Source organism: Vibrio sp. 1978, from assembly GCF_033344345.1.
Map to the genome: position 1 here is coordinate 1 of NZ_JAWPOP010000727.1, position 598 is coordinate 598.

Below are 598 nucleotides of genomic sequence, written 5' to 3' on the forward strand. Positions count from 1 at the left end.
ATCCGTACCTTTGGCCCTGTCGGCTCCGGCTTGCTATCGGTGCAAGGCACCAGCTTTAACTTTTTGGGTCCAATCATCGGTGCGGGTTTATCACTCAAAGCAGGTGGCGCGGACATCAGCACCATGATGGCGGCGATTTTCGGGACGATTTTAGTTGCCTCCTTTGCCGAGATCTTACTGTCTCGTGTGCTTGAGCATGCACGTCGCATCATCACACCTCTCGTCTCTGGCATTGTCGTAACTCTGATTGGCCTGACGCTGATCCAAGTTGGCTTGGTTTCTATGGGTGGTGGCTATGCTGCAATGGGCGACGGTACTTTTGGTAGCTTAGACAAACTGGCGCTCGCTGGTACCGTACTTGGGTTAATTGTGATTTTGAATCGTTCTAAAAACCCATACATTCGCGTGGCTTCGATCGTGATTGCCATGCTGGTTGGCTATGTAATGGCGTACTTCATGGGTATGGTCGACACCTCAAAATTGGGGGAAACCAACCTCGTTGCACTACCGATTCCGATGCAGTACGGCTTGTCATTTGACTGGTCACTATTTATCCCTCTCGTGCTGATTTTCTTTATCACGGCGTTGGAAGCGATCG

Annotated in this window: 1 protein-coding gene; it reads left to right on the forward strand. The window is 50.7% G+C overall.

Translation table 11 applies throughout. The features are described 5' to 3' along the window. Positions 1 to 598 (forward strand): solute carrier family 23 protein (locus R8N49_RS28780; RefSeq protein ID WP_318190654.1); only part of this gene is annotated, 598 nt, incomplete at both ends.